This is a genomic window from Micromonospora sp. URMC 106, assembly GCF_051386395.1.
Classification (GTDB): Bacteria; Actinomycetota; Actinomycetes; order Mycobacteriales; family Micromonosporaceae; genus Micromonospora.
This window is the reverse complement of the sequence record NZ_JBPQTP010000048.1, coordinates 19,024-45,501: the sequence shown is the minus strand read 5'-3', so window position 1 is coordinate 45,501 and position 26,478 is coordinate 19,024. Positions and strand designations below refer to the sequence as shown.

The following is a 26,478-nucleotide window of genomic DNA, read 5'->3' as shown; positions in this document are numbered from 1 at the left end:
CCCACGGGGGAGGCGCGGCCCGGGGCAGGGGACGGAGGCTGGGGGCATGATCAAGAAGCGTTTGACGGTCGGTGCCGGATGGTCGATGGCGGCCATCGGCGTCCTGCACACCGCGGTCTTCCTGCCCCACCCGTACTGGGGCGAGTGGCTCACCGGCGGGCTGCGCTCGGGCGAGGGCGGTGACGCCTCCCTGTCCGTGTTCTGGGCGCTGCCCGGGGGCTTCGTCGTCCCTCTGGTCCTGTTCGGCCTCCTGCTGGCGCGGCTGGGACGGGGCGGGGAGCGGGCGCCCGCCTACGTCGGCTGGGTGGTGGCCGGGTGGGCGGCCGGGTGCGCGCTGCTCGTCGGTCCCAGCGGCTTCCTCCTGGGCTTCGTCCCCGCCGGGCTGCTCATCGCCGAAGACCTGCTGGCGCGCCGCCGGGGCGCGGGACGGGGCGTGCCGGGGCCGGTGACCGGGCGGGAGAGAGACGCGCGACCACAGCGCTGACTGCCGCGTGCATGGGCGGCGGTCGGTGTCCGTTCCGGGCCGTCACGGTCGCGTCGTCGGCGGCCGCCGCCTCGGTGACAGGGGAGAAACCCTGGTCCTGCGGCGGCATCCGGAGGTGGTTGGGACACCTGCCCGGGCCGACGACGCGTACCGCCGTGCGAGGCGCGTCGCGAGAAGCCGCGGTTCCCGCGGACGGCAAAAGCGAAAGGCAAGGAGACCCTTCTCCTTGCCACTTCTAACGTATAGCGCACCCGGGGGCTTGCGGCAAGACCGGTGTGCTGGCACAGAATCGTCGGCCGAACCAATCACCTGCGGAAATGGGGGCACGAGGTGCGCGTGTTGCGGTCGACGTGTGGGCGACGCGGTCCCACAAGAGGTTCGACAGAGCTGGAGGCGTCGGTGACCCGACCGGCCGGCGCGGTGCGACGGGGCGCGGCCGCCGCGGAGGTGTCGCGATGAGCGACCGCTACGTGGTGGATCTTCGAGATGTCGGTGAGACGCAGGTCGCGGTCGTTGGCGGGAAGGGCGCGCACCTGGGTGGGCTGTCGCGCATCGAAGGCGTCCGTGTGCCGGCTGGCTTCTGCGTGACGACGGACGCCTTCCGGCGGGTCATGGCGGAAGCGCCGTCGATCGACGCTCGGCTCGATCAGCTGTCGCGCCTGAACCCGGACGACCGGGAGGCGATCCGCGCGCTCAGCGCGGAGATCCGCCGGAGCATCGAAGGGATCGCCATCCCGGGCGATCTCGCGGCGGCGATCACCCGCGCGCTCGCCCGGCTCGGCGAGCAGGGCGCCTACGCCGTCCGGTCCAGCGCGACGGCAGAGGACCTGCCGACGGCCTCCTTCGCCGGCCAGCAGGACACGTACCTGAACGTCGTGGGGCCGGCGGCGATCCTCGAGCACGTCAGCCGGTGCTGGGCGTCGCTGTTCACCGAGCGGGCCGTGACCTACCGCCAGCGCAACGGCATCGACCACCGTACGGTCCAGATGGCCGTGGTCGTGCAGCGGATGGTCTTCCCGCACGCGGCCGGCGTCCTGTTCACGGCCGACCCCGTCACGGGCAACCGGAAGGTCGCCACCGTCGACGCCAGCTTCGGCCTCGGCGAGGCCCTGGTCTCCGGCCTGGTGAACCCGGACGTCTTCACGGTGCGCGACGGCGGGATCGTCGCCAAGACGGTCGCCGCCAAGCAGCGTGCCGTTCACGCACTGCCCCATGGCGGTACGCGGGAGGTGGCGATCGACCCGCAGCGGCAGGAACAGCCGGCGCTGACGGATGCGCAGGTCGTGCGGCTCGTGCGGTTGGGCCGGCGGATCGAGGCGCACTTCGGCCGCCCGCAGGACATCGAGTGGTGCCTGGTCGACGACGACTTCCAGATCGTCCAGAGCCGGCCGATCACCACGCTGTTCCCCATCCCTGCGGCCCGCGACACGGAGAACCACGTCTACGTCTCGGTCGGCCACCAACAGATGATGACCGACCCCATGAAGCCGCTGGGACTCTCCGTGTGGCAGCTGACTGCCATGGCGCCGATGCACGAGGCCGGCGGGCGGCTGTTCGTCGACGTCACCCGGGCCCTGGCCTCGCCCGCGAGCCGCGTCGGCCTCCTGGAGGTGATGGGGCGGGGCGACCCGCTGGTCAGGGACGCCCTGGAGACCGTCCTCGACCGCGGCGACTTCGTCCCGTCGCTGCCGGACGTGGGTCCCGGCGGGCCGCCGGCCAGCGGCGCGTCCGCCCCGATCGAGACCGACCCGGCCATCGTCACCGAGCTGATCGAGCGCAGCCAGGCGTCCCTCGCCGCCCTACGGCGCGACATCCGGACGAAGACCGGACCGGCGCTGTTCGACTTCCTGCTGGAGGCGTTCCAGGAGCACAAGCGAGTCCTCAGCGATCCGCTGAGCATGCAGGCGATCATGGCGGGGATGGAAGCCACCTGGTGGCTCAACGACCAGCTACAGGAGTGGCTGGGCGAGAAGAACGCGGCCGACACGCTCACCCTGTCCGCCCCCAACAACATCACCTCGGAGATGGGACTGGCACTGCTCGACGTCGCGGACGCGATCCGTCCGCATCCGGAGGTGGTGGCGTTCCTGCGGGGCGTGGCGGACGAAGGCTTCCTGGACGAGCTGCCGAGGCTCGCGGGCGGGGCCGAGGCGCGCGCCGCCATCGAGGCGTACCTCGACCGGTACGGCATGCGCTGCGTCGGCGAGATCGACATCACGAGGCCGCGCTGGAGCGAACGCCCCATCACGCTCGTGCCCCTGATCCTCGACAACGTCAGGAACTTCGAGCCGGGCGCCGCCGAGCGACGCTTCGAGCGAGGGCGGCAGGAGGCGCAGCGGAAGGAACAGGAGGTGCTCTCACGCCTGCGGGCCCTGCCGGACGGGCAGCAGAAAGCCGACGAGGCCAAGCGGATGATCGACCGGGTCCGGACCTTCATCGGGTACCGGGAGTACCCGAAGTACGGCATCGTCAGCCGCTACTTCGTCTACAAGCAGGCCTTGCTTAGAGAGGCCGAGCGCCTCGTGCGGGCCAACGTGCTCGCCGAGAGGGAGGACATCTTCTACCTCACGTTCCAGGAACTCCACGACGTCGTGCGCTCGAACAGGGTGGACGCCCAGCTCATCCAGCGCCGCAAGGACGCGTTCCGGTCGTACCAGGCGCTCACGCCGCCCCGGGTCCTCACGTCCGATGGCGAGGCCGTCGCCGGGGCGTACCGGCGCGACGACGCGCCGGCCGGCGCCCTGGTCGGCTTACCGGTCTCGGCCGGGACCGTCGAGGGGAGGGCCCGCGTCATCCTCGACATGGCGGAGGCCGATCTCGAGGCGGGCGACATCCTGGTCACCGCCTACACCGATCCGAGCTGGTCGCCCCTGTTCGTCGCGATCGCGGGGCTGGTGACGGAGGTGGGCGGCCTGATGACCCACGGCGCGGTGATCGCCCGGGAGTACGGCTTGCCGGCCGTCGTCGGTGTCGCGGATGCCACCCGGCTCATCCGGGACGGCCAGCGGATCCGCGTGCACGGGACCGACGGGTACGTCGAGATCCTGCCCTGACGCGTGGCCGCTGGATGATCGCCTCGGCGGCGACCCCCGAGGGCGGTCCCTGTCGACACCAGGGTTACGTCAGGGATCGAACCCCGATGTGACCCGCCGGCCCTACAAGGACGATCCTTCTCGTGAAGCGTCGCACTCTTTTCGCACTGACCGGACTGGCCGTACTCGCCGGCTGCGGCAGCCCTGGGGCGGGTTCGAAAGGCAACACCGGCCTGTCGTTCGCCAACCGGCTGACCGTGCCCCCGCTGCTGGCGCCCACGGTCACGGCGGACGGCACGAAGCAGTTCGCGTTGACGATGCGGAAGGGCCGGACGGCGATCCTGCCCGGCAAGCCGACCGCGACGTGGGGTTTCAACGGCGCGTTCCTCGGCCCTACGGTGCGGGCGGCGAGGGGCGATCGGATCTCGATGCGGGTGCGGAACCAGCTCGGCGAGCCGAGCACGGTCCACTGGCACGGCATGCGACTGCCCGCGGCGATGGACGGCGGACCGCACCAGGTCGTCGCACCGGGGGCCACGTGGACACCGCACTGGACGATCGACCAGCCGGCGGCCACGTCCTGGTACCACCCGCACCTGCACGGCAGCACCGCCATGCACGTGTACCGAGGGCTGGCCGGCCTCTTCCTGATCGACGACGCGGAGACGGCCGCCTTGGGCCTGCCGTCGACGTACGGCGTCGACGACGTTCCACTGATCTTGCAGGACAAGGTCCTCGACGCGGACGGCGGACTGAAGGAGGACCCGGAGCCGACGTGGGGCCTCATCGGCGACCAGATCCTGGTCAACGGCGTGCACGACCCGTTCTTCGAGGTCACCACCACGTCCGTGCGGCTGCGGATCCTCAACGGGTCCAACGCCCGGATGTACAACGTCGAGTTCGCCGACCGTCGACGGTTCGCGGTCATCGGTACCGACGCCGGGCTGCTGGCCGCGCCGGTGTCCGTCGACCGCGTGCAGCTGAGCCCGGGCGAGCGGGTGGAGATCGTGGTCGAGTTCGCACCGCGGGAGCAGGTTGTGCTGCGCAGCGTCGGTGGCGACCACGGCATCGACGAAGGTGACCACCAACTGCTGAAGTTCATCGCGGCGGAGCAGCTCAGGCCCGGCCGGCCGGTGCCGCAGCGGCTGGCCACGACACCGCGCGTCGAGGCGCCCGCCGACGCCACGCAACGCCGGTTCCGCCTCAGCGGCAGCGACGAGATCAACGGACGCGAGATGGACATGAGCCGCATCGACGAGGTCGTGCCCGCCGGCGCGACAGAGATCTGGCACGTGCAGAACACGGTGTACGCGCACAACTTCCACATCCACGAGGTCGCCTTCCGGATCCTGGACATCGACGGCAGGCAGCCGCCCGCGTACCTGCAGGGGCCGAAGGACACGGTGTTCGTCCCGGAGAAGTCGACCGTCCGGCTCGCGGTACGGTTCGGCCACCACACCGACCCGACCACGCCGTACATGTACCACTGCCACATCCTGCGGCACGAGGACAAGGGCATGATGGGCCAGTTCGTGATCGTGGAGCCCGGCACCGAGGCGTCGGTGCCGCGCACCCTGTCGAACCACCACCAGCACGGCTGAGCCCCGGGAGGATGCCGCGACGGTCGATGAGTCGATGTCGGCCCTCGACCGCCGAAGTGACTGCGGCGTGGCGTGCGCCGTGCGGTGTGGCGCGACGCTACGACTCTCCACGGCCGGGCTGTTGCGTCGGTGCGTCGCCCCGGCGGGTCCGGTCGGGGGCGAGCGTGGTGATGGCCCGCTCCAGGTACTCGGTGAACGCCGCCCGCTCGTCGGCGCCGAACGCGGCGGCCAGCCGTTGCTCGACGGCGAGGACGGCCGGGTCTGCCCGGCGCACCAGGTCGGTGCCCTCGGCTGTCAGCCGGGCGACCCGCACCCGCTGGTGCAGCGGCGACACCGCCCGCTCGATCAGCCCCTTCTCCTCGAGGTTGGCGAGCACGGTCGCCATGGTCTGCGGGGTCACCAGGCAGGCGCGGGCGAGCTGCGCGGCGGACGCCGCCGAGGTCTGCAGCAGGACGACCAGCACGGCGTACTGCGGGACGGTCAGGTGGAACTCCTGCAACACGCGCGTCTTCTCGGCAATCAGCGCCTGTTCGGCGCGTTTGATGACGAGGCCGAGCCGTTCCATTTCAGTAGCGGGTGCCGACGGCCGTCGGCGCGGCGTCGAGTTCGGCGAGGTCGGCTGCGGTCAACGTGACGTCGGCGGCGCCGACGTTGTCCGCGAGATGTCCGAGCCGACGGGTACCCGGGATGGGGATGACGTGCGGACCCTGCGCGAGGATCCAGGCGATCGCGACCTGTGCCGGGGTCACTCCGTGGCGGGCGGCGACGGCCCGCACCGTGTCGACGATGCGGACGTTGGACATGCGGGCTTCGCTGGTGAAGCGCGGGTTGCCGGCCCGAAGGTCGTTGTCCTCGAACTGGGTGGTGGCGTCGATCGCGCCGGTCAGGAAGCCCCGGCCGAGCGGCGCGAACGGCACGAACGCGGCGCCGTTGGCGGCACACCAGCCGACCACGTCGCCGGCGTCGGACGTACCGCCGCCGGCGACGGCCGCCGCGGACGCGCCCGCGCCGGGGTGCCCGAGCGCGTCGCGGGTCCAGAGAGACAGCTCGGACTGCACGGCGGTCACCGGATGCACCGCGGCCGCGGCGGCCGCCTGCTCGACGCTGACCTCCGACAGGCCGAGGTAACGAACCTTGCCCGCGCGGACCACGTCTGCCATGGCGGCCCAGGAATCGAGCAACGGCACGGCGTCGTCGACGCGGTGCAGGTACCACAGGTCGATGTGGTCGGTGCCGAGGCGCTTCAGCGACGCGTCGACGGCGGCGCGCAGGTGGGCGGGCGAGGCGTCGCGACGCATGCCCTTGGCGCGGATGTCGTCGACCACCAGCCCGGCCTTGGTCGCCAGGAAAACGGTGTCGCGCAGGCCGGACAACGCCTCGGCGAACCCGGCGGTCTTGTCGTCCATGTGCGGCACCTGGCCCTCGACGGCTCGGACGGCGGTCCGGACTCGCCGGCGACGCGCTTCGTCGACGCGGTAACGGTCGGCGACGACGAGCCGGTCGTCGACAAGTACGACCGCAGCGCCTTCGCCGGCACCTCGTTGGACGACGCACTGCGCGGCCACGCGGTCCGCGACGTCGTGCTGGCCGGGCTGGTGACCGAGGGCGGCATCGCGAGTACCGCCATCGACGCGCTCCGGCTGGGCTACCAGGTCTCCGTACTCCTGCCGGCGATCGCCGCGAACACGCCGGAAGGACACCGCAGCGCCCTCGACGACCTGCGGGACCGGGGCGTGACGCTACGCGGGTAGGCGAGCGCGCCACGCATCCCGGCGGCGCGGGCCCGACCGGGGGCGGCCCGCCGGCGGCGCCCCGGGTTTCCCCGGATGCGGTTGCTCAGGGCTTCCGGGCCACCACCAGCGTGTCCCGCTCGCCGAGCGGGCGCACCGCCAGAAGGTCGAAGCCGGTCTCGGTGAGCAGCTGGCGGCATTCCCGTTCGGTGTACTCCGAGCTGCCCTCGCCGAAGAGCAGCATGTCCAGCGCAGCCACCGGGTTGTCGCTGACGTCGGGCTGCTCCTCGCGGGTGGCCGGGTGGCGCGGCAGCTGCTGCTCGGCCGCGTCCGCACCGAGCAGGCCCTCGTAGACCACCAGGAGTCCACCGCCGCCGAGCGCGTCGTACGCGCGCCGGACGAGCACCGTGCGCCGCTGCGGGGACCAGTCGTGCAGCACGTGGCCGAAGATCAGGGCGTCGGCGGCCGGCAGCGGATCGGCGAAGAAGTCGCCGGGCTGGAACGTCATCCGGTCGACCAGTCCGCGCGCGGCCACGTACTCGGCGAATGGCCCGGCGTTGTGCGGCAGGTCGAAGACCACACCCGACAGGTGCGGGTGAGCCGTTAGAACGTACGACAGCAGGTGGCCGCGTCCGCCGCCGACATCAGCCACCCGGCGCACGGCGGCCCAGTCGACGGCCTCGGCGAGCAGGGGACCGATCGGCGTGGTCAGGGCGTCCATCAGGCGGAGGAACCGGCGCAGCCGTTGCGGATCCTGCGGCATGACCGAGTAGTCCGCCTCAGGCCGCCGGCCGCCCGTCCGCAGCGCGTCGGTGAGCCCGCCCCAGGCGGCGTAGTGCATGCGGTTCGCGCGGTCGAGCAGTTCGCGGATCGGCGACTCGTCGCCCCGCACCAGGTGCCGGGCGACGCCGGGTCCGTTCGCGTACCGGCCCGCCGCCCGAGTCAGCAGCCCGAGCTCCACGAGCAGGTCCAGGAAGTTCCGGGCCGCACGCGGGTGCAGGCCGAGCCGGGCGACGAGCGCGTCCACGTCCGATGACCCGGTCTCGTGCAGCGCGTCGAACACGCCGACTTCCACGGCGCTGAGCAGCGCCTTCGACTCGCAGAACGCCAGGCCCAGCCGAAGGAGACTCGTCGGATCCGTCCCGTCGACGGCCAGGGCGGTCACCGGCCGGTCGCGCCGGCGGGTGTCCGCTCCGGCGACTGCGTCACGCGTGGGTGCCATGGCAGGCAGCATCGGGGCGGGCGCGCCCCCTTAGCATCGGGAAGACCCCTATCCCTCGGCGGGCCGTCGTCCGCCGGTCGGTTCCACGGCTCGGGTCGGCACGGCGGCGGCCGGACGTACGCCCTGGTGAGACGAGCGCCGTCCGGCTGGTGGCCGGGCTCCGTGGTGGGTCGGTCGCTGCCGCGTCGAGCGCCGCCGGCGCCGGGGGCGGCAGGATCGCGCCCGCCCCTGCCCTACGGAGCGCTACCACTCGGCTTCGCGGTGTTTCCCCGATGCTAGGGGCGTCCCGCGACGGACACGCTTCCGGCATGCAGATCGATGAGGACCGCCCGACCGGCGGCGTCGACGTCGTGGTGTTCGGCCACGGACCGGCGGCCGACCGGCTGGCGGCGGCGTGCCGGTCGACCGGCTGGCCGGTGCGGACCGTCACGCTGCCGGTGGAAGCGGCCGAACCGCTCATCGGGATCGTCGACTTCCTGGCGCGTCCGGACAGTCCACACCGGGCGGTGCTGGTCGGCGCCGGCCCTCTCGGCGTCGCCGGCCTCGCCGTCGCCGACCGGCACCCGGAGCGGGTCGCCGCCGTCGTGGCGCTCGACCTGCCGGCCACCCCGCCGGAGGCGGAGTGGGTGTCGTGCCCCACCCTCCTGCTCCCGCCGGCGCCGGCCGCGGCGGACCTGCCGGCCCTCGGGTCGTTCCTCAACCGGGTCGCCGGAAACCTCGACGACGCGTCGTCGTGCCAGGCCAGACCGCCGGCGCTCACCCCCGCGCTGCTCAACGACCCGGAAACCCTGGGCCAGCTGCGGGCGGCGGGCCCGGTGCACCGCGTCTCGCTGGTCGCCACCACGCCGACCTGGGTGCTCACCGGGCACGAGGTCACCACGACGACCCTGGCCGACCCGCGGCTGGCCGGTGAGCTGGAGATGACGGCCGGGTTCCGGTTGTCACCCCCCGGTGGGAACACCGACCACCGGGGCGAGCAGGATCTGGTGACCATCGACGCCGACCTGCACGCTCGCCTGCGGCGGCTGGTAGCCCCGCACCTCACGCCGCGCCGGGTGGACGCGCTGCGGCCCCGGATCCAGCGGGAGACCGACCGGCTCCTGGACGCGATCGACCCCGGCTCGGTGACGAACCTGGTGGAGTCGTTCGCCCGTCCGCTGCCGATCGTCGTGCTGTGCGAACTGCTCGGCGTCCCGGAGACGGACCGCGGGTACGTCGAGGACTGGCTGATCCGCCGGATGCGGGAATGGCCCCCCGACCCGCACGGCGACGTCGACGACTACCTGGGCGAGCTGATCGCCGCCCGTCGTGCACGGCCCGGTGACGACCTGATCAGCGCGGTCGTACGGGCGGAGGGCGCGGCGCTGGACGAGGCGGACCTCGTCTCCGCCGCCCGGTGGATCATGGTCGGCGGCCACCGCGCCCCGATGGCGCTGCTGGCCAACGGCGTGGCGGCGCTGCTGGGCGAGCCGACCCAGTGGCGGCGCCTGGTCGACGCCCCCGGCCTGGTGGAGACCGCCGTCGAGGAGCTGATGCGGTACGTGACGCCCTTCCCGGTGGGACTGGCCCGTATCGCCGCGGCACCGATCGAGGTCGCCGGCCGGACGATCGCCGCGGACAGCCTGGTCGCGGCGTCGCTGATCGCCGCCAACCACGACCCGGCCCGGTTCACCGACCCGGAGGCCCTCGACGTCGGCCGGTCCGTCAACCCGCACCTCTCCTTCGGGCACGGCCACCACTACTGCGTCGGGGCAGCGCTGGCCAGGGCCGAGGCGCAGATCGCCTTCGGTACCCTCGCCCGCCGCTTTCCCGGCATGCGGCTCGCGGTCGACACCCGCGACCTGCACTACCGGCAGAACCGCATGCGCTACCTGCTCGAACTCCCGATCATCCTCGAGCCGGCCGGCCCACCCGCGGCGACCGCCGCGTAACGCCCGGTCCGACAGGTTCGCCACCCTCTCATCCCGCAGGAGTCGCACCGATGGACGCCGCGTTTCCCCAGCTGTTCGCCTACTGCCAGGCCGATCCGCTGTTCTTCGAGTCGCCCGGGCGGATGGACGACCGGAGCAGCCGGTTCGCGGTGAACCGCCGCCCACTGCCGGACGGGTGGCGTGCCCGCGAGAGCGACCTGTGGGTCGTGTTGCAGCCGCCTGGGGTGAGCCTGCCCGAGCAGGGTTGGAAGATCCACGTCTCGTCGGCCGTCGACACGGCCGACCAGGTCTGCGACCTGGTGGTGGGCTTCTGCCTCGACCGTGGGATCCCGCTGAAGTACCTGCGCAGCCGCACCGCGTTCGAGCTGCTCAACAGCAAGTACGCCGACCGGGGCGGCAGCGGCAAGCTGGTCACGGTGTACCCGCCGGACGAGGACCGGTTCGGCGAGGTGCTACCGGAGCTGGCGGCGCTGCTGCGCGGCTTCACCGGCCCGTACGTGCTGAGCGACCTGCGCTACGAGGATTCGCCGGTGTACGTCCGGTACGGCGCCTTCCGCCGGATGACGTACACCTCCCCCGACGGGGAACTCGTGCACGCCGTCCGCGCCCCCGACGGGCGCCTGGTGCCCGACGACCGCAGTCCGTTCTTCACGGTGCCGGAGTGGGTGACCGTGCCGGAGGTGCTGCACCCGTCGCTCGCGAAGCTGGAGGCGGGCGGCGAGGGCGGGTTCCCCTACGAGATCGAGCGCCCGTTGCACTTCTCCAACGGCGGCGGGGTGTACCTCGCCCGCAGCCGGGACTCCAGCGGGTACGTGGTGCTACGGGAGGCCCGCCCCCACGCGGGACTCGACGGGACCGGTACGGACGCCGTCACCCGACTCGGCCGGGAACGCGACATCCTGGAGCGCCTGCGGGGTCTCGACTGCGTCCCCCGTCTCCTCGATCACCTGGTGGTGTGGGAGCACCACTTCCTGGTGCAGGAGTACATCGAGGGCAAGACCCTGATGGAGGAGGTGTTCGCGCGGTACCCGCTCGTCGGCCCCGACCCGACCGCCGCGGCGCTCGCCGCGTACACCGCCTGGGCGACGGACGTCCTGGCCAGGATCGACCACGCGCTGATGTCCGTGCACGCGCGCGGCGTACGCTTCGGCGACCTGCACCCCGGGAACGTCATCGTCCGCCCGGACGGCGCCGTCGTCCTCGTCGACTTCGAGATCGCGTCGGACCTGGCGCGGACGAAGCCCGCCGGGCTCGCCACCCCCGGCTTCACCGCGCCCCCGACACTTTCCGGCCGCGAGGCCGACGACTACGTCCTGAACTGCCTTCGGCAGTGGGTCTTCCTGCCGATCAGTCCGCTGACGGAGCGGTCCCCGGTCAAGCTCGCGACGCTGACCCAGGCCGTCACCGAGCACTTCCCGGTTCCCGCCGGGTTCGGGCCGAGGATGCTCCGCCGGTTCAGCGCCGGTCGCGGCCCGCTCGGCGAGGACGCCCCGGCCCGGATGTTCGCTGCCGCGCAGCCCGACTGGCCGGCGATCCGGGACTCCATCGTGGCCGGCATCGCCGGCAGCGCCACGCCCGACCGGCCGGACCGGCTCTTCCCCGGCGACCCGGAGCTGTTCGTCTCCGGCGGGTTCACCGTCGGGCAGGGCGCGGCCGGGGTGCTGTGGGCGATGCACCAGGTGGGGTGCGAGGTTCCGCCGGAGTACCTGGACTGGCTGACGGCCGCCGCCCGGCGGTGCGCCGACCCGCGCCCGGGACTGTTGGACGGGCTGCACGGGGTGGCCGCGGTACTGGAGTCGCTCGGCCGCCGCGACGACGCCCTGGAGCTGCTCGACCGTGCCCGCAAGCTGCACGGGGAACTCGTCACCCCTGGCATCCAGGGCGGCCTCGCGGGGGCCGGCCTCAGCCTGCTGCACTTCGCCGGGGTCGCCGGTGACGAGGGCCTGCGGACGGAGGCGCTGGACCTCGGCCGGCGGCTCGCGGTGCAGCTCGACGCCGGCGACGCCGGGATGTTCCGCCCCGACAGCCGGGTGGGGCTCCAGCACGGGCTCACCGGTGTGGCCCTGTACCTCCTGGAACTGCACGAGACGACGGGGGAGACCCGGTACCTCGACCTGGCCGGGCGGGCGCTGCGTCGCGAGGTCGACCGCGGCCACGTCCTGGCCGACGGCACGTTCCAGCTCCTGGAGGGCAACCGCTACCACGCGTATCTCAGCAGCGGCAGCATCGGGCTGGCGCTGGTCCTCTCCCGGTACCTCGGGCGCCGGCCGGAGCCCGGCTTCGACAACGTCATCGACGGCGCCCGCCGGGCCTGCCGGGCGCCGTTCGTCCGCCACCCCTTCCTGTTCCTGGGCCGGGCGGGCACGATCGCGGCGCTGCGCCTGCTGGGCAGGCCCGAGGACCAGCCCGTCGTCGCCGAGCACATCCGCCGGCTCGGCTGGCACGCCCTGTCGTACCGGGGGCACCTGGCCTTCCCCGGCAACCAGCTGCTGCGGCTGTCCATGGACCTCACCACCGGCGCGGCGGGCATCCTCGCCGCCCTCGGGGTCGCCTTCGGCGACAGCACGTCGGTCGTCCCCCTGCTCGATTTGCGGGCGCCCGCGTTCGCACCGGCAGGAGGCGGCGGGCGCGGCGGACACCACGACGCCATGGCCGCGCCGCTCTCCTGAGCCCCGATCACCGGCGTGGACGGCACGTCCCGCCGGACGTCGCGTTCACCGGAACGCGTCGACCACCGCGCCCCGGCCCTCCGCGGGCGGCGAATGAGAAGGGAGGTGATCAGACATGGCCTACGTGCTCAAGCTCCAGGCGCTCAGCGCGCCGCAGGCGACGCGCCACCCGTGCTACAGCCACGTGACGTCGTACGCCGGCACGTGCGCCGCCGAGAACTGAGACCTCGGCGCCTGACCCCGCGTCCAGGCCGGGGCAGGGTGCGTGCGGTGTCGGGGGCCGGGCCTCCGGTCTCCGACACCGCCGCACAGCAGTGTCGTTTCCGTCCCCCCACCCGGTGAGGAATGTCGTGTCCACGTACCAAGCCCAGCGCGACGAGGCGGCGGCCCGATCCGGTCCCGCCCCGGCAGCCGGCCCGACCGGCGGCGACACACCCCGGGCCGCCGCTCCCGCGTGGCAGGTCATGCTGCGCTACCTGCGTCCGTCCTGGCGCTGGCTCCTGCTCGGCGGAGTGTTGAGCCTGACCACCGGGGCGGTCGGGCTGACGCTGCCGCTGGCCGTCCGGCACCTGGTCGCCCGGCTAGCCGCCGGGCAGCCGACCACACCCGTCCTCCTCGTCATGGTCGGGCTCGTGGTGGTCACGCTGATCAGCGGGCCGCTCGGCGTGTACGTGCTGCGCCGGACCGGGGAGTCGATCGTGCTCGCCGCCCGGCGGCGTCTGGTCTCGCACCTGCTGCGGCTGCGGATCTCCGCGGTGGACCACGCCGAGCCCGGCGACCTCATGTCGCGGGTCACCTCCGACACCACCCTGCTGCGCCAGGTCGCGACCGAGTCGTTGGTCGGGGCGGTCACGGGTGTCGTCATGGTCCTCGCGACGTGCACGGTGATGGGCCTGCTCGACCCGGTGCTGCTGGCGGTGACGCTCGGGGTGCTGGTCTTCGCCTTCGCGGTCGTCCGCCTCGCGATGCCCCGGGTCAACCGGGCCAGCCGGGAAGCGCAGAGGTCGGTGGGGGCCATGGGTGCCGCGCTGGAGCGGGCGCTCGGCGCTTTGCGTACCGTCAAGGCGTCCGGCGCCGAGCACCGCGAGGAGGCGCTGGTCCACGGCGCTGCCGGGGACGCGTGGCGGGCCAGCGTACGCGCGGCCCGGTGGCTGGCGATCGGTGGCGGCGCCGCCGAGATGGCGATGCAGGTGGCCTTCTTCACCGTCCTCGCCGTCGGCGGGGCGCGGGTGGCCTCGGGGGCGATCGACGTCGCGACCCTGATCGCGTTCCTGATGTACGTCTACTACCTGGTCCTGCCCGTCCAGTCGCTCATCGGGGCGATGAGCCAGTACCAGGTCGGCGCCGCCGCGGTCAGTCGCATCCAGGAGGCGGAGCGGCTCCCCGCCGAGCCACCCGTCTCGCCGGCCCTGCCGCCGCCCCCGGGTGCGCCGCCGGCCGCCCTGGAGTTCCGTGACGTCCACTTCCGGTACGCGCCGCACCTGCCCGACGTGCACCGCGGGGTGACGTTCACCGTCCCGCCGCGCGGCATGACCGCGTTCGTCGGGCCCTCCGGGGCCGGCAAGACCACCCTCTTCTCGCTCATCGAGCGGTTCTACGAACCGACCGCCGGCAGCATCCTCATCGACGGACGCGACGTGGCCGGCTGGAGCCTGCCGGAGCTGCGGGCGGCGATCGGATACGTCGAGCAGGACGCGCCGGTGCTCTCCGGGTCCCTGCGGGACAACCTGCTCCTCGGCGCGCCCGACGCCGCCGAGGAGGACCTGCGGCGGGTGCTGGACATCGCACGCCTGGAAGGGCTGGTGGCCCAGCTCCCCGACGGTCTGGACACGCTGGTCGGGCACCGCGGCACGAAGCTGTCCGGCGGTGAGCGCCAGCGTGTGGCCATCGCCCGTGCGCTCCTGCGCCGCCCCCGGCTGCTGCTGCTCGACGAGGCCACCTCCCAACTCGACGCGGTCAACGAGGCGGCGCTGCGGGAGACGGTCGCGGAGGCGTCCCTCACGACCACGGTCCTGGTGGTCGCGCACCGGCTGTCCACGGTGACCCTGGCCGATCAGATCGTCGTCATCGACGGGGGCGTGGTGCAGGCCGTCGGCACCCACGCCGAGCTGGTGGCGGCGGACCCCCTCTACGCGGAGCTGGCCGCCACCCAGTTCCTCGCCGCGACCGGCTGAGAGCCGGCAGACCTCGGATCCCCCGTCCCCACCGCAGGAAGGCTTATCTTGATGACCGCGATCGATGCGAACCCGGTCGGCGCCGGGGCCAGCAGTCCCGACCTGGCGGCCACCGTGGGCGCCGAGCGGTGCCCGATGGGGCTGCCCGTCATCACCGCGCGGATGCTGGCCGCCGCCGACACGGTCCGTCGCATCCGGGAGGCCGGACCGGTTCACCGGGTCAACATGGGCGGCCGGGAGACCGGTCTGCTGCTCGCCGGGTACGACGCCGCGGCGAAGGCGCTGGCGGACCCACGGCTGATGGGCGAGCCCCCGCAGGCGCTGGCGGCGCGCGCCGGCCGGCGGACGGACGAGGACCTCCTCGACGAGGAGGATCTGTTCTTCCTCCCCGAGGAGCAGCACCGAAGGCTGCGGCGGATGATCACCCGTCAGCTCACCCACCGACGGGTCACGGCGCTGGCCGCCCGGATCCAGGGCGAGGTCGACGCGCTGCTGGACGCCGTGCCGACCGGTGCGCCGGTCGACGCCATCAGCTCCCTGGCCCGCCCGCTCCCGGTGGCCGTGCTCTGTGAGCTGCTCGGCGTCCCGCGCGACGGCCGCCGCTACATCCGCGACTACGTCTACGGGTGGATAGCCGAGCTGGGCGCGGCGACGCCGGTCACCAGGAGCGCGGGGCTCGCGCTGGCCGAGTACCTCAGGGCGCTGATCGCCGAGCGGCGCCGCACCCCCGGTGACGACCTCATCAGCGCGATGGCCCGGTCGGAGGGGGCGTCGACGTCGGAGGCGGATGTGCTGTCCGCCGTCCGCCTGCTGCTCGTGGCCGGGAACCGTCCCGTGACGACCCTGCTGGCCAGCGGCATCGCCACCCTGTTGCGGCCGCGGGACCGGTGGCAGCGGCTGGTCGAGGATCCGGGCCAGCTGGACGCCACGGTCGAGGAGTTGCTCCGGTTCGTCACGCCGGCCGCCCTGTCCTCCCGGTACGCGAGGACGGACACCGAGGTCGCCGGCGTCCCGGTGCCCGCGGGTACCGGCGTGCACTGCGCGATGCGGGCGGTCAACCGCGACCCCACCCGCTTCCCCGACCCGGACGTGTTCGACCCGCGACGGCCGGACAATCCCCACCTCGCCTTCGGCCTCGGCCGCAAGCACTGTCTCGGAGCGGCTCTGGCCCGGGCCGAGGCCCGGCTGACCATCGGGACCCTCGTCCGGCGGTTTCCCGGCCTGACGCTCGTCGAGGACGTCCACCCCAGCGTGTCGACGGCGGGCCACCGGCAGCTGCTGGTCCTGCTCGACCCGCACTCCGCGGCCTGACCGTCGACCGTTCCCGTCCGGACCACCCGAGGCCGCGACCCCCGTCCGACTCGCCCACCGCCTGCCAGGAGCGCCGCATGGAGATACCCGATCGTCCTCTCGAAATCATCTGGGACATCACCTACGCGTGCCCGCTGCGGTGCTTCCACTGCTACTCCGAGTCGGGACGGCGACCGAGCCGGCAGCTCAGCCGGCAGGACATGTTGCGCGTCGCGGACCGGATCATCGCGATGCGCCCGTACGGAATCTCCCTGGCCGGCGGGGAGCCGCTCCTGGTGGACGGGGTGTTCGAAGTCGCCGAACGGATGGTCGACGCGGGCATCAAGGTCGCGCTCTTCACCGGCGGCTGGTCCGTCCGCCCGGCGATGGTCGACGACATCGTGCGCCACTTCTTCCGGGTGAGCGTCAGCCTCGACGGCGCGACGGCCGAGGTCCACGACCGGATCCGGGGCCGGCGGGGTTCGTTCGACCGGGCGATGGCCACGCTTGAGCTGCTCGAGGAGAAGATCGGCAGGCTCCGCCGGGACGGCGGAGACCCGCCGAGCTTCGGAATCGACTGTGTCCTGGTGCGCAGCAACTTCCACCAGGCGGAGGACTTCTGCACCCGGATCGCGCCGCGCTTCACCGAGCTGAGCTTCGTCTCGCTCGGCGCGGTGGTGCCCGAGGGCCTGGCCAGCCGGCCCGGGGTCGCCGAGCACGAACTGCTGACCGACGAGCAGGTCGGGCTGCTCGGCAGCGCCGCGTTCGCCGAGCGACTGCGTTCCCTGGCGCCGCCGTCGGTCCAGGTGACCGCCACGGACAACCTGGCGCTGCAGATGCACCCGGACCGCATCCGCCGGGGCCAGTTCTTCCCGGCCCTGCAGGTCGAGCCCGACGGTGCGGCGCGCGCCATGCCGGCGTACGAGGGGACCGTCGGCAACCTGCTGACGGATCCACCGGCGGAGCTGTGGCGGCGGGCGGTCGAGCGCTGGCACGATCCGTTCGTGGTGGACACGCTGACCCCGGTGCGCACCATGCGCCAGTGGGCCGAGGCCACCCGTCGGATCGACCGTCACTTCGCCTCGCAGGCGGACCGGGCGCGCATCGAACGCCGCCCCGAATACCTACCCGCCCAGCCCTGACCGGCCGGTCGTGGGCCGGCCTGAACGGTGCGCGAGAAACCTGAGACGCGTTGATCTGGATCGGCGGTTGTCGTCGGATAAACGTCGCTTCCCACGCCCCGCGCTCGCCTTAGCATTTCCGCATGGGCAACGGACCTCCCCGTCTTTCACCGGAGCTGTCAGAGGCGGGGAACTCGGCGAAGTCCGCCACAATGGCTAGACTTGTGGGGCGATCGGGCGAAACGCGCATGCTGCGGGAGGCATGCATTCGAAGCGACGTGGTCAGGTGCGCCACATTCGTTCTGTACGGCGACCCCGGTATCGGTAAGACCGAAATGCTGCGGGAATTCGGTGAATTCGCCGCTGGTGTGGGCCTCCGCGTTTTCCGGGGGCGTGGCATCGGTGACGGCCGGCCGTTCGGGGCGGTACGCGACCTGGTCGAGGACTGCCTTCGCGCGGTCGGCGCGGCGGGGGCCGCCGGCCTGCGGCCGGCGCACGTCCGGGTCCTGCGCCGGCTGTCCCGGACCGCCGCCCTGCTGCTACCCGGACCGGATCCCGCGGTCGAGGAGCTGGCCGTCGAGCCCCGGCGGGTGCACGAGGCGGTGTGTGCCCTGCTGGAGGCCGTGAGCGCCGAGACGGCGGGGCTGGTCCTCCTCGACGACCTGCACCGAGCCGACGAGAACTCCGTCGACCTCTTCGAGCAACTGCTGCGCCGCCCGCGGAGAGGACGGCTCCTCGTCGGCGCGGCGCTGCGCCCCAGACAGGCACCCGCGCGGCTGTTGCGCGCCGTCGCCGAAGCCGAGCGGCGCGACGACGCCACGATCGTGGACCTGGCCCCGCTGCGCCCGGGCGACGCGGAGCAGCTGGTGGACTCGTGGGGGGTGCCGTCGCGGTGCCGGGAGGCGGTGCTCGCCGCCGGCGACGGCAACCCGCTGTACCTCACCGCGCTGGCCCTGGCCCACCGTGGCACCGAGCCGCCCGCCCTCCCGCCACCCGTACCGACCTGTCGGGACGCGCTGCTCCACCTGGAGCTGCCGCGCCCGGCGCACGCCGCGCTGTCGGCCGACTTCGACGGCCTGTCCGCGCGGCAGATCGTGGTCGCGTCCGCCGCGGCCCTCGCCGGGGAGCACTTCGACCCGGGCCTGGTCGCCACCGTCTGCCAGCTCACGCCCGGCGAGGTGTACGCCGTCCTCGACGCGCTGGTCGACCGCGATCTCATCCGACCGGTGGCGGGCGGCTTCCGGTACCGCCACCCACTCCTGCGGGTCGTGGCGTACGGTGCGGCGAGCCCGGTCTGGCGGCTCGACGCGCACCGCGCGGCCGAGGCCGTGCTGCGGGAACGTGGCGCCGCGCCCTCGGCGCGGGCCGCCCACGTCGAGCGCTACGCCGTGCCGGGCGAGCGGGAGGCGATCGACACCCTCGTCGCGGCGGCGTCCGCCACCGCCGAGACCGCGCCGGCCACCAGCGCCCACTGGCTGACGGTGGCGCTGCGCCTGCTGCCCGACGACCAGGACAGCTCCGCCCTCGAGCGGCAGCTGAAGATCCTGCGGGCCCGGTCCCTGGCGGTCGCCGGCCGGCTCCGGCTGAGCCGCGAGCTGCTGCACGACGTGCGTCGGTGCCTGCCGGCCGAAAGCTTCGAGCAGCGAATCGAGGTCGCCACGCTCGCCGCCCTGGTCGACCGACTGCTCGGCCGGCACGTCGAGGCCCGGGCTCGACTGGTTCGGCAGATCGAGGCCCTGCCCGACGGGCGTACCGCTGCGGCGGTGCGGCTCCGCCTGGAACTCGCCGCGACCTGGCTCTGCGATCGGGTGCCGGCGGACGGCCCGACCTGGGCCGACGAGACCCGGGACCTCGCCGCCGAGGCGGGCGATCCGGCCCTGCTGGCGGCGGCACTGGCGGTCAGCGTCGCCACCCGGGTGGCCGCCGAGGCGTTCACCGTCCAGACGTCCGCCCTCGCCGATGACGCCGCAGCGCACGTCGACGCCCTTCCCGACGGCGACCTGCGGTCCAACCTGGAGGTCATGTGGTTCATCAGTTGGGCGGAGATCGGCCTCGAACGGTTCGAGGCGGCCCAACGGCATCTGGCCCGGGGCCTGCAACTGGCCCGGGTCGGCGGCCAGAACCACCTCGCCACCCACCTGCTGTACGGGCAGGCCACCGTGTACGCGCTGCTGGGGCGCCTCGACGCGGCAGCCGAATGCGCGCGGGAGGCCCTGTCGGCGGCCGAGGTCACCGACAGTGAGACCCTCCGGACGCTCGCCCTGACCCAGACGGCCTGGATCGCCACCTGGCGGGGCCGGCTACCGGAGGCGGTCGCCGGCGCAACAGAGGCATTCCGGTGCGCCCAATCGGAGACGGGCTGGTACAGCAGGTTCGCACGGGTCACCCTCGCCTGCGCCCGACTGCACGCTGGTGAACCGGCGGAGTGCGCCGACCTGCTCGGGGCAGGGGCGGCGCACGACGTGGGCGAGCTGACCGTCGCCCGTAGCTTCTGGTACTACCTGCTCGCCGTCGCCGACGCCGAGCGGGGTGCCGCTGCCACCGCCCGCGGCTGGGCGGAGCGCGCGGAGCGCGCGGCGCCGCCGTCGCTGGCGCTGCCGAGGGCGTTCGCCCACCTCGCCCACGCCAGCGCGGTCGCCGGGGAGGACCCGGCGGCCGCGGCGGACGCCGCGCTCCGGGCGGCGGCCCTCCTCGAGCCGGCGGGAACCCGGCTGTACGCCGGGCGGGCGCACCTGTCCGCCGCGGTCGCCTTCGGCTCGGCGGGCCGGCTCGGGCCGGCCCGTGCGGCCTTCGCCAGGGCGCGGTCCCTGTTCGAACAGTGCGGCGCCGAGCTGTACCTGGCCGAGGCCGTCCGCGAGGAGCGGCGAATGAACTCGCGCCGCCCGCGGCAACGCGCCCGCGCCGCGACCGAGGGTGGTGTCGGGCGCCCGGACCAGCGCGCGTTGACCGACCGCGAACTCGAGGTCGCGCAGATGGTGACCACCGGGCTGACCAACGACCAGATAGCCCGCCGGCTGTTCCTCAGTCCCCGGACGATCGAGGCGCATCTGCACCGGATCTTCGCCAAGCTGGGGGTCAACAGTCGTACGGCCGTGGCGGCGATTCTCGCCGCCGGCATCCCGCCGGCCCCACGCCACGGGATGAGCATGGGGCCGGGCAAGCACAACGCCATGGGGCAGCTGGCCTAGTACTCCAGCCACACCGATGAAGCGCGAAACCGTTGGATGGCCACCCGGACCTCTCGTCGACGCCTGGCGTCCAGCTCCCGACCGGTGCCGGGCTGCCCGAGGGGCGGGCGCGGCTGCTCGGCCGGCACGGAGTCCGGGCGGGGTCACGCGAGGGTGTGATGACCCGCCTTGACGACCTGGTCGTACTCACTGCGCCGGGCGTCGTAGGCGGCCTCCAGGAACGTCTCCGAATCCGGTCCCACCGGCAGCCGCAGTGGCGGTGACTCCATCTGGCCGAGCCGCCAGACCACGTCCGCGAAGAGCTCGGGGGAGTTCACCTCAGCCTTGGTGTTCATGCTGCGCAGCGCGCCGAGCAGGCCGTCGCTGACCGGCGTGTAGTCCGCGATCCGGTGCTCCGGCATGACCAGGTTGGCGCTGTACCCGGTGGCGAAGCCGCCCGGCTGCAGGATGGTGACCTTCACCCCGAGGTGCCCGGCCTCGGCGGCCAGCGACTCGGCCGCTCCCTCCACCGCGAACTTGCTCGCGGTGTACGCGGCCAGCCCGGGGAAGGGAACCATGCCGGCGACCGAGCTGACGAAGACCGCGTGCCCGCGGCGCTGCGCGCGCCACACCGGCAGCACGGCCCGGGTGAGCCGCCACGGCCCGAACACGTTGGTGTCGAACTGCGCGGCGAGTTCCGCGTCCGTGACCTCCTCGAAGGTGCCGAACTGGCCGTAGGCGGCGTTGTTGACCAGGACGTCGACGCCGCCGAAGGCGTCCACCGCCCGCCCGACCGCCTCCGCGCACTGCGCCGGATCCCGTACGTCCAGGGCGGCGGCCAGCACGTTGCCCGGATGCCGGGCCACCAACCCGTCGAGGGTTTCCGGCCGTCGGGCCGTCGCCACCACCTGCTCTCCCTCGGCGGCGAGCCGGGCCGCGAGGGCCCGACCGAGTCCGCTCGAACACCCCGTGATCAACCAACGCTTCGCCATGGCTCTCGACCCGCCCAATCCGATGGGTTACCTGTCGAGAGCAGACTGTCAAGGCCGGTGGCGCGGGTGAAGAGGCTACGCCTGTCGCCAACCGGATCCGTCGGGAACCCGGCGCACGCACCGGACGCTCCGCCTCTGACATCCGTGCTCGCTCGACTGCCGCGCCCGCGCAGGTGCGGGTTCCGGGGCGCCTCGCCAACGGCCAGCACAGACGGCGCGGCGGCGGGGGAGGCGCGTCCGGCGCCGAGCTGGCGCGGCGGCGGACGGCGGTGCGACGTTCGGGCGCGGCCCCGGATTCGATGATCATCCACTGTGGGATCATGGCGGCTCATGTGCGCGATCCTCGCGCCACAGCACTTGGAGGTACGTGTGCGCGGATCAGCGCGACGACTGGCCATCTCGATTCTCTCCGCGACTGTTGCGGCGGTGACGCTCGCCTCGCCCGCTCAGGCCGCCACGAATCCGTACACCGCAGCGCAGGCGTGCAACAACGACTTCGGGGGCTCGTGGGCGTACGCCAGCGATGGCCACCGGTCGATCTACGCGTCGGACGGCACCAAGGTGGGCGACGTCTACCTGATGTACAACGGCGCCACCGGGTACAACTGTGTCGCCACCCTCAAGCGGGTGGCCGTTGGCTCGACCACCGGGGTTTCCGCGGGAATCCGGGTGGAGGGCGGGTCCTGGGTCTACGACTCTGGGAACTTCAAGTACTACGCCGCGATCCAGCGCTCCGCCGTGGACAAGTGTGTGATGTACAGCGGCGAGGTCATGTACTTCACCAGCTGGCAGCGCGCTGGCCGGGACAGCTGGGGCAACTGCGGCTGAGCTGTCCCTGGCCGAAGAGGCGGGGGCGGGAGCATCCCGCCCCCGACCCGTCGGGCGGCGCGGTTCAGCTCAGCTTGGAGTTGGTCACCGTGGGGTTGCGGGCGCCGAGGAAGAAGATGCCGGGGTAGCCGCGCGTCTCGAAGCCGCCGCTCGGGTTGCGGCGCAGGGTGGAGTTCGCGATCCGCATGGTGCCGGTACGGTCGTTGCTGACGAAGAAGACGGCCCCGCCACCCTCGTTCGCCCGGTTGCCCTCGATGATCGTGCCGGCGATGCGGACGGTGAACTCGTTGCCGTCGCAGTAGATCGCCCCGCCGCTGCCGCCGCCCGGCGTGCCGGCCCTGGCCGGGTTGGCCCCGGTGCCGACCGCCCGGTTGTCGCTGAGGACGCTGTTCAGCACCACCCAGGTGACGCCGATGCTGCTCAGCGCGCCGCCGTTGGCGCAGACGCCGCCGTCGAACGTGCTGCCCACGACGTACACCGGCTTGCTCTCGTGCTGGCTGAGCACCCGGATCGCCGCGCCGCCCAGGTCGGGGCCGGTCCGGTCGCAGCGGTTGCGGACGAAGCGCGAGTTGACCACCTTGAGCCGGCCGCCCCGGACGAAGATCGCCCCACCGCCGCCGCCCTCGGCCCGCTCGCCGGTGGAGTTGCCGTCGGCGAAGGTCAGGTTCTGCACGGTGAGCTGCGGGTGGTCCTGGTTCTGGCAGTGCGACGTGGTCCAGCCCTGCGCGCCGTCGCAGGTGTTCATGTAGAGGATCCGCCGCTGCCCCTGGCCGCTGAGGGTGACCTTGCCACCGCCGTCCAGCACCACCCTCGGGCCGTTGGCGTTGCGGACCTTGGCGGTTGCCGTCATCTTGATCGTCACCGGTTCCGGCCCGCAGTCGAAGGTGATGACGCCGCCGGCCGCGACCGCCTCGACCACCGCGGCCGAGGTGCAGCTGGCAGCGGTGCCGCTGCCGATCGTCCGGGTCGGCCTCGACGTGTCGACGGCCCGCGCCTCGGCCGGCACGTCCGCGCCGCCGTTCGGGTTGCCGGCCCTCAGCGTCCCGGCCTTCGTCGAGGGCTTCGGGCTGGCACTCGCGCCGGGCCCGCCGAGGCCGGAACGGGCCCCTGGCACCACCCCCGGGCCGGTCGTTCCGACGTCGCCGGCCGGCGCCGACGCGGCAACCGGGGCCGGCGGTGCGCCGCCGTCGGAGGCGCCCACACAGGCGGGCAGGCCCGCCCCGGCGACGGTCAGGGCGAGCACCGCGGCAAGTGACTTCACACGCACCCGGTGATGCTAGGAGCCACCCCGGCCGGTGGGCGAATCCACCGCACGGGCTTAACCCGCCGCTAAGGTCCGGCGCGGCTCAGCGCGACGACCGCGCCGCGTCGGGCGGGTCGGAAGCCGGTCGTGGCGGTGCGGGGTCAGTAAGCCGGGGCGCCGTGGCGGCCCGCGCCGGCCGCGAACCGCGCCGCCCCGGCCGCCGCGTCGGCGGCCAGCGAGTCCATCCCGTACGCCAGCTCGGTCGCCAGCGCCGCCGGCTCCGGCTGGCCGGCGCCGGCCAGCACGGCGGCCCGGTCGTTGCGCAGGCACGTCTGCGGGTGCCGGGCGATCTCGGCGGCCAGCCGCTCGGCCGCCGCGCGCGCCGCACCCGGCGGGACCAGCCGGTTCACCAGCCCCATCGCGTACGCCTCCTCGGCCGGCACCGGCCGGCCGGTCAGGATCAGGTCCATCGCCCGGCTCTCGCCGATCAACCGGGGCAGCCGGACCGTCCCCCCGTCGATCAGCGGCACCCCCCAGCGCCGGCAGAACACCCCGAGCACCGCGTCGGCCTCGGCCACCCGCAGGTCGCACCAGAGCGCCAGCTCCAGCCCACCGGCGACGGCATGGCCGGAGATCGCGGCGATCACCGGCTTGCCGAGCGCCATCCGGGTCGGGCCCATCGGGCCGTCCCCCTCCGGCTCCACCCGGTTGCCGCTCGGGGTGCCGATCGCCCTCAGGTCGGCCCCGGCGCAGAACGTGCCGCCGGCACCCCAGAGCACGGCCACGGCCGCGCCGGGGTCGGCGTCGAAGGCGCGGAACGCGTCGGCCAACGCCCGGGCCGTCGGCCCGTCGACCGCGTTGCGCGCCGCCGGCCGGTCCAGGATCACCGTGGTCACCGGCCCGTCGCGCTCGACCCGTACGCCCATCGGCACAGCATGCCCCCGGGTGCGGCGGTGCGCCAGAGGGCCGCCGGCACCGTGCCCGTACGGATCACGGCCGGGCCGGGCGCCACCCCGGCCTTCGGGCCCTCACCCGTCTCGTCTCGTCGCCCTACGCCACACCGCTGCCCCATCGGCAGTACTCCAGGATCTCACCGTGGTACTCGCAGACCTCGGCGCGCACCTTGTAGCCGTCGGCGAAGTAGTTTGTGGCCCACGAACGGCACTGGCCGTCGTTGGACGGATCACTGAACTCGTAGTAGACGTAGTCCGTGGGACCGTCGCCGTGCGGGTCCACTCCCTCGAGGAGTGCGTAGATCCCACGGTCGTCGGTCCTGTTGTCACACACGGTGATCTTCTCGTACGACGGATAGCCCTCCAGATCGGCGTCGAAGAACACCGCGCCGCTACCCGTCGTCGTGTAGAGCCAGTGGATGTTCGCGGGTGGCTCAGCGGCATTCGCCGGTGCGCCGGCCCCCACGAGAACGGCCGCCATCACGGCGGCGAGCAGGCTGAGTCGTCGTGCGAACCGCATCCGAGATCCTTCCTTCGTCACTTGCCGGCCGCGATCGATTGCTGACCGTTCAGACCGGGGCTTGCGTCGGTTCTCATCCAACCGGGCGAGCGCCCGATTCCCGCCCGCTCGGCGCCCGACGGAGGCACGGACGGCCAGTCGGGAGGGCAGCTCCGCCGGTACACCGATCTGCTCGAAGATCGTCCGGGCCTGGCGCCGGTGCGACTCGGCCAGCTCGGTCTTCCCCAACCGGTCGCAGGCGTGACCGAGGGTGAGCAGCGTCCGGGCCTGCTCGGGTCGCTGCCCGGACCGCTGCTGTGCCGCCAGCGCCCGGCGGCAGTGCTCCGGGCACCCCGCCGCGGCTGCGGGGGCGCGGCACGCCGCGCCGACGCGGCGGTGTGCCTGGGCGGCCAGGAGCGTGACAGCCTCGTTCACCCCGACGAATCACCGGACACCCCATCCGGATACCGGCGATGCCGGTCAGCCGCCCGCGCACGGTCGCGATGATCCGTCAGTCGGCGGCGGCCGGCCCGCCGGCGGCCTTCGCGGACGCCGTGGCGTCCGTCGGCGGGCCCGCCGCTCGGGCCGCCCGGCCGGCGAGCTCCCGCAGGTACGCCACCAACTCCGGCGGCTCGTGCACCTCGAACTCGCAGCCGAGCATCAGCAGCCGCCAGGCCGTCCACTCCAGGGTGTCGGTGTGGCCGGTCAGCCGGCAGCTGCCCGCGTCGACGGGTTGCAGGTCGTCGGGGGAGTCGCCGACCCGCCCGGCCAACCTCTCGATCGGCGCGTGCAGGGTCGCCACGGTCCGGTAGACCGGAGCCAGCTCCCGCAGCTTGCCCGTGACGTACGCGGCCGCGTCCGCCGCCGGCAGCTGCCGCGGCGCGGTACGCACTCCGATGGACGTCAGCTCCCCCATCCGGTCCACCCGGAAGAACCGCCAGTCGTCCCGGTCGTTGTCGTAGCCGACCAGGTACCACCGGCGCCCCGCCGACACCAGCCGGTGCGGCTCCACCCGGCGTTCGCCGGCCTCCCCGTCGCGCCGGCGGTACGGGAAGCGCAGCCGCTCCCGGTTGGCGATGGCCGTGGCCAGCGCGGTCAGCCGCTCCGGGGCGACGGTGGGCTGGTTCCAGGTCAGGAGCGGCTCGGTGGCCGCGCCGAGTGCCCCGACCTGGTGACGCAGCCTGACGGGCAGCACCTGCTCCAGCTTGGCCAGCGCCCGTACCGACGCCTCCTCGATGCCGGTCACCGCATGCCCGGCCGCGGTGCGCAGCCCCACCGCGATCGCCACCGCCTCCTCGTCGTCGAGCAGCAGCGGCGGCATGGCCCTGCCGGCGACCAGCCGGTACCCGCCGACCGCGCCCATCGTGGCGTGCACGGGGTAGCCCAGTTCGCGGAGCCGGTCCACGTCGCGGCGGACGGTGCGCAGGCTCACGCCGAGCCGCTGGGCCAGTTCGCTGCCCGGCCACTCGCGGGGGGTCTGCAGCAACGACAGCAGGGTGAGCAGCCGGCCCGGGGTAGCTGAGGACATGAGCCAAGGATGCC

Annotated in this window: 19 protein-coding genes; 11 read left to right on the top strand and 8 right to left on the bottom strand. The window is 73.5% G+C overall.

Features of this window, described 5'->3' with window-relative positions; genetic code table 11:
- The first annotated feature begins 46 nt into the window (after window positions 1-46).
- The 3 genes from ACSNOB_RS16810 to ACSNOB_RS16800 all read left to right on the top strand — a co-directional run bounded on the left by ACSNOB_RS16810 (window position 47) and on the right by ACSNOB_RS16800 (window position 5,117).
- Entirely contained in the window at window positions 47-484 is a 438-nt protein-coding gene (locus ACSNOB_RS16810; RefSeq protein ID WP_436687497.1) for a hypothetical protein, read from the top strand.
- Window positions 485-939: 455 nt separating this feature from the next.
- The gene (gene rph, locus ACSNOB_RS16805; RefSeq protein ID WP_436687496.1) at window positions 940-3,537 is read left to right on the top strand and encodes a rifamycin-inactivating phosphotransferase; all 2,598 of its coding nucleotides are present in this window, start codon (window positions 940-942) and stop codon (window positions 3,535-3,537) included.
- 122 nt (window positions 3,538-3,659) lie between these two features.
- Window positions 3,660-5,117: a multicopper oxidase family protein gene (locus ACSNOB_RS16800; protein WP_436687495.1), complete on the top strand. Its 1,458-nt coding sequence runs from the start codon at window positions 3,660-3,662 to the stop codon at window positions 5,115-5,117.
- Between the two features lie 97 nt (window positions 5,118-5,214).
- On the opposite strand, the gene ACSNOB_RS16795 is transcribed toward ACSNOB_RS16800, so the two are convergent.
- Both ACSNOB_RS16795 and ACSNOB_RS16790 read right to left on the bottom strand, forming a co-directional pair.
- A complete protein-coding gene (locus ACSNOB_RS16795) occupies window positions 5,215-5,682 on the bottom strand; it encodes a MarR family winged helix-turn-helix transcriptional regulator (protein ID WP_436687494.1) in 468 nt (155 codons plus the stop codon).
- 1 nt (window position 5,683) lies between these two features.
- The gene (locus ACSNOB_RS16790) at window positions 5,684-6,523 is read right to left on the bottom strand and encodes an aldo/keto reductase (protein ID WP_436687493.1); all 840 of its coding nucleotides are present in this window, start codon (window positions 6,521-6,523) and stop codon (window positions 5,684-5,686) included.
- On the opposite strand from ACSNOB_RS16790, the gene ACSNOB_RS16785 reads away from it, so the two are divergent.
- Window positions 6,524-6,868 carry a cysteine hydrolase family protein gene (locus ACSNOB_RS16785; RefSeq protein ID WP_436687492.1) on the top strand — a complete coding sequence of 115 codons (345 nt, stop codon included), beginning with the start codon at window positions 6,524-6,526 and terminating at the stop codon, window positions 6,866-6,868.
- An 85-nt stretch (window positions 6,869-6,953) separates the two neighbouring features.
- Here ACSNOB_RS16785 and ACSNOB_RS16780 read toward each other — a convergent pair whose 3' ends face one another.
- Window positions 6,954-8,069, bottom strand: a complete 1,116-nt coding sequence (locus ACSNOB_RS16780; RefSeq protein WP_436687491.1) for a methyltransferase — start codon at window positions 8,067-8,069, stop codon at window positions 6,954-6,956.
- A gap of 308 nt (window positions 8,070-8,377) precedes the next feature.
- Here ACSNOB_RS16780 and ACSNOB_RS16775 point away from each other — a divergent pair, with 308 nt between their 5' ends.
- From ACSNOB_RS16775 to ACSNOB_RS16750, 6 genes are all read left to right on the top strand, one after another.
- Entirely contained in the window at window positions 8,378-10,000 is a 1,623-nt protein-coding gene (locus tag ACSNOB_RS16775) for a cytochrome P450 (RefSeq protein ID WP_436687490.1), read from the top strand.
- A gap of 50 nt (window positions 10,001-10,050) precedes the next feature.
- Window positions 10,051-12,669: a class III lanthionine synthetase LanKC gene (gene lanKC, locus ACSNOB_RS16770; RefSeq protein WP_436687489.1), complete on the top strand. Its 2,619-nt coding sequence runs from the start codon at window positions 10,051-10,053 to the stop codon at window positions 12,667-12,669.
- A 350-nt stretch (window positions 12,670-13,019) separates the two neighbouring features.
- Complete coding sequence (locus ACSNOB_RS16765; RefSeq protein ID WP_436687488.1) at window positions 13,020-14,843, top strand: ABC transporter ATP-binding protein; 1,824 nt, start codon at window positions 13,020-13,022, stop codon at window positions 14,841-14,843.
- A 51-nt stretch (window positions 14,844-14,894) separates the two neighbouring features.
- On the top strand, window positions 14,895-16,154 hold the full coding sequence (locus tag ACSNOB_RS16760) for a cytochrome P450 (protein ID WP_436687487.1): 1,260 nt from the start codon (window positions 14,895-14,897) through the stop codon (window positions 16,152-16,154).
- 77 nt (window positions 16,155-16,231) lie between these two features.
- Complete coding sequence (locus ACSNOB_RS16755) at window positions 16,232-17,275, top strand: radical SAM protein (protein ID WP_436687486.1); 1,044 nt, start codon at window positions 16,232-16,234, stop codon at window positions 17,273-17,275.
- A gap of 122 nt (window positions 17,276-17,397) precedes the next feature.
- Window positions 17,398-20,442, top strand: a complete 3,045-nt coding sequence (locus ACSNOB_RS16750; RefSeq protein ID WP_436687485.1) for a helix-turn-helix transcriptional regulator — start codon at window positions 17,398-17,400, stop codon at window positions 20,440-20,442.
- Window positions 20,443-20,585: 143 nt separating this feature from the next.
- On the opposite strand, the gene ACSNOB_RS16745 is transcribed toward ACSNOB_RS16750, so the two are convergent.
- Window positions 20,586-21,413: an SDR family oxidoreductase gene (locus tag ACSNOB_RS16745; RefSeq protein ID WP_436687484.1), complete on the bottom strand. Its 828-nt coding sequence runs from the start codon at window positions 21,411-21,413 to the stop codon at window positions 20,586-20,588.
- 369 nt (window positions 21,414-21,782) lie between these two features.
- Here ACSNOB_RS16745 and ACSNOB_RS16740 point away from each other — a divergent pair, with 369 nt between their 5' ends.
- Window positions 21,783-22,241, top strand: coding sequence for a hypothetical protein (locus ACSNOB_RS16740; RefSeq protein WP_436687483.1), 459 nt, complete (start codon window positions 21,783-21,785; stop codon window positions 22,239-22,241).
- Window positions 22,242-22,305: 64 nt separating this feature from the next.
- Here ACSNOB_RS16740 and ACSNOB_RS16735 read toward each other — a convergent pair whose 3' ends face one another.
- The 4 genes from ACSNOB_RS16735 to ACSNOB_RS16720 form a co-directional block, all read right to left on the bottom strand.
- Complete coding sequence (locus ACSNOB_RS16735) at window positions 22,306-23,508, bottom strand: hypothetical protein (protein ID WP_436687482.1); 1,203 nt, start codon at window positions 23,506-23,508, stop codon at window positions 22,306-22,308.
- Window positions 23,509-23,645: 137 nt separating this feature from the next.
- A complete protein-coding gene (locus ACSNOB_RS16730) occupies window positions 23,646-24,410 on the bottom strand; it encodes a crotonase/enoyl-CoA hydratase family protein (RefSeq protein WP_436687481.1) in 765 nt (254 codons plus the stop codon).
- A gap of 124 nt (window positions 24,411-24,534) precedes the next feature.
- The gene (locus ACSNOB_RS16725; protein WP_436687480.1) at window positions 24,535-24,957 is read right to left on the bottom strand and encodes a hypothetical protein; all 423 of its coding nucleotides are present in this window, start codon (window positions 24,955-24,957) and stop codon (window positions 24,535-24,537) included.
- A gap of 490 nt (window positions 24,958-25,447) precedes the next feature.
- Window positions 25,448-26,464: a helix-turn-helix transcriptional regulator gene (locus ACSNOB_RS16720; protein WP_436687479.1), complete on the bottom strand. Its 1,017-nt coding sequence runs from the start codon at window positions 26,462-26,464 to the stop codon at window positions 25,448-25,450.
- Window positions 26,465-26,478: the final 14 nt, after the last annotated feature.